Below are 3,117 nucleotides of genomic sequence, written 5' to 3' on the forward strand. Positions count from 1 at the left end.
CCGACAGCCCAAGCCTGTGAATGCGATCCTGGCTCTGCAGGAAGTGGCCCGCATTGAACGTCCTATCCAGGAACACAGCGTTGTGACACCAGTGATGGAGGCTGATGCCCTCGCCGCAGGCTGCAGGATTTGCCAGGAGCGCAACGCAGTGGGCATCATGTCGGAACCGCCGAAATTCATTCTCGCGCGTTAGGTCGCCAGGGGGAGCACCGTCGTCGGAGGGAACCCCTCCATGCACTATTGCCGGCTGATATTGCGCAAGCATGCGAGCCAACACCTTGAGGTTGCGCACGAAGTTGGACCAGATCAGGACCTTCTCGCCGCGTTCGGCTGCTGCCGCTACAATGGAAAGCACTTGTTGGTATTTCCACGGCGTCTCAAAGTTTTTGTAGCTTTGTAGCAGGTTGACGAGCGGCTCGCTGCTCGACAACTCGAGCGGCGGGTGAAGGAATCCTGGATCATCACTCTCATCCGAACCGGCCGTTAACAGCATGGGGTTTGTCGCGGCCTCGAGCAGGTACATTACTATGCGGCCAAGGCGCTGCATCTCGTGCCGACCGCGGTCGGGAAGCGAAAAAGTGGCGCGGTAGCGACCCACGAGCGCATCATAGATCGCGTTTTGAATGGGTCCCATTTGTCTGCGGATAACCTCGAACGTTGTGGGAGGCAGCTCCAGCTCGCTCTTGGGAGTTCGAACGAAGTACCGCGTAATCGCTGCGTGAGTCTCGCCGAGAACATTCGGATCGCGCCCCAGCCTTTCGATGTAAGCAGACCTCGGAAGAATCTGGCGATCCTGGCCCGGGTATAGGAACTTCACCAGAGCCACTAGATCGTGCGCGCCTTGGGGGGCCGGCGTACCAGTTAGCACGTCTCGGCGATGAGCCGCATAGGCTAAATCCAACACAGCACGACCATGCACCCCCGAAGCGCCGCGCTTCACGCGATGGGCTTCGTCGAGCACAACCTTGGCAGCCCCATTCGCTACGAAGGCTCTGATAATGTCATAATCGCTTGCGACGCGATTGTAATTTGAGAGCAGGATCTCCGTGTCTTGCGGGATAATTGTTTCGGGACCCCCAAAGATTACAACGCGCGGTGGCTTTTTGAAGCAAGCGACTGCATCCTCATCCCAGGCTCCGAAGGCGGCGATTGGCGCAACGACCATAAGACGGTCGATACTTCCTCGAGCGCGACCCAAAGCAAATGCCGCCAGCGCCACCGTCGTCTTACCCGCTCCAGGAACCGAAAAGTCCGCAGCATGCGGCAGACGCATGAGGCGGGCGAGATTTCTCAGTTGAAAGGGCTTCAAATTCCTTTTGAACCCGGCGGCCTCAAGCTCGGCCGCGAGGGCCTCAAGCTCGGTTTCGCTTGCCTCACCGGCTTCGATCGCCACGGAACGGGCACGGCGATCATCAGCCATTAATCGCAACTGTGATGTGAGGGTCGGTCCTAGCTCAACCCGCTCTGCAAACACTGCCCGAATGTCGCGCAGGACATCGAGTTCCGCCATGAACACATCCGGGTGCACCACTGACTGCCGTGCCGATCCAGTGAGGATGCCGCGTGCAAAGGCTTCCTGCAGCCGGGCCCAGGCACCAGGATTCGTATCGTCCAAGCGATCGACGACGACCGTCGGACGGTCCTGCCGATAGAGCTCGGCACGGATCATCCGCGTGCCTCGAGCTTGCTCACTTCGGCCTTGAGCGCGGCCACCTTGGTTTGGAAGTCGGCTTCATTCCATCCGTCAAAGCTACGCGCCCGTTCAAGCGCAGCAGCTGCGCGGCCAACCTGCTCCTTGGCGGCGGCAAGACGGCTCAATGGAGCCACGAGCGCCTTTGCGTCCTTAGAATCCTCATCGGCTTCCTGTGCCGCGACGGCGACGGCAGCCCCTACGGAAGCAATTAGATCGGATACGACAGCGTTCTTGCCATCTGCGAGAGTCACTATCTCTTCGCTGCGCTTGCGCGCGAAGAAGGCGAGGATATCGGAAAGGTCCTCTTCCTGTGCTGCATCACCGAGGGCGTCATCGAGAACATCGCCGCCATTGTTGGGCACATTATGCCTGATGGCACAAAGCAGCGGTGCGATTGTCGGATCCGATTCCAATTCCTGCCTGACTAGTGCGGCGGCATCCGGCCGCTGAAGGTGGCGAAGATCGCGGTAGTTGACCCCGGTCAGCGTGCCAAGGAAGTAGGCGCCCCGAACGGAATTGGCCTCAGCCTTAGGCTTAGTTCGGATGTGCCTAGTGAGTTCCTCAAAAGCCGACTCGTTCTCATCAAAGTCGGCGTGGTGGCGAGTGCCGTCTGACAGTGCCACCAGCTGATGCAGCTGCTGCAGCTTTTCATACTGCGCCCGAACCTTGGGTACATCCTTGTGCATCCTCGCCGCGACTCGATCCCAGTTCTGGGCTTCGCGGTTGAACAGTTCCTCGATCAAGAGCGCTTCATTGACCCACGAATAGTCTTCGCGGAAGTCACGTGCGATCTGCAGCTCAGTCTCGAGATCGACGAGTTCATCCATGGTCGCATCGGCCGGAAGGACGAGGCAGCGGACATATCGAGAAGGCGCATGCTGATCGTCTAAATAGAGGCTACGAAGCGCAGCGGACCTACGGTTGCCGTTTACAAGAACGCCCTCCGCAGTAGCTACGGCCGGCTCCTGCTGACCACGTTCTCTCAGATCAGCCTTGAGATCATCGAAGCCCGGCTGAGATTTCAGGATACGAAGCTGCGCCGCTTGTGCTTCCGACCCCATCGGGTCCGCCGAAAACAGGTCTGGGCGCCCCTTCGTCTCAATCTCTCGCATCTGCTCAGCCTTAGTCCGGTGGTTCAGAGTGGAGAGCCGCACCCACGTCACCTCTAGGTCCACCAGCGGCAGTTCGCGATCTGGCCGCGACCACGCGGCCAGCAGCGCGCGTCGTTTCGACGAGCTCTGGCGCGCGACAAGGTGTTGGACTCGTTCCTGGTCTAACACAGGGTTCATCATTTTGAGCTCCTGAAGGTCGTCAACCGTCCCGGACCAAACCGGGAGGCGACTGTGGTCCTGATGCCGCGGACGCCTTGGTGAAACCCGATGTACCCGGTCAAAACACTTGCATTGCCTGCATCGACATTGAAC

2 protein-coding genes are annotated in these 3,117 nt (G+C 59.4%); both read right to left on the reverse strand.

What is annotated here, in order from left to right; genetic code table 11:
* Positions 1-1,669: DEAD/DEAH box helicase (locus tag EOC06_RS32640; protein ID WP_128309728.1), on the reverse strand; the 1,669-nt coding region annotated here is incomplete at its 3' end.
* Positions 1,666-2,985 carry a ParB/RepB/Spo0J family partition protein gene (locus tag EOC06_RS32645; RefSeq protein ID WP_095488814.1) on the reverse strand — a complete coding sequence of 440 codons (1,320 nt, stop codon included), beginning with the start codon at positions 2,983-2,985 and terminating at the stop codon, positions 1,666-1,668. The genes EOC06_RS32640 and EOC06_RS32645, both read right to left, overlap by 4 nt.
* Between the last annotated feature and the right edge of the window lie 132 nt (positions 2,986-3,117).

Source organism: Mesorhizobium sp. M7A.F.Ca.MR.362.00.0.0, assembly GCF_004023175.1.
Lineage (GTDB): Bacteria > Pseudomonadota > Alphaproteobacteria > Rhizobiales > Rhizobiaceae > Mesorhizobium.

What these genes read in the sequence shown, in the direction of transcription:
- EOC06_RS32645 (WP_095488814.1), bottom strand. Translation starts at nt 2,985, where the DNA reads ATGATGAACCCTGTGTTAGACCAGGAACGAGTCCAACACCTTGTCGCG.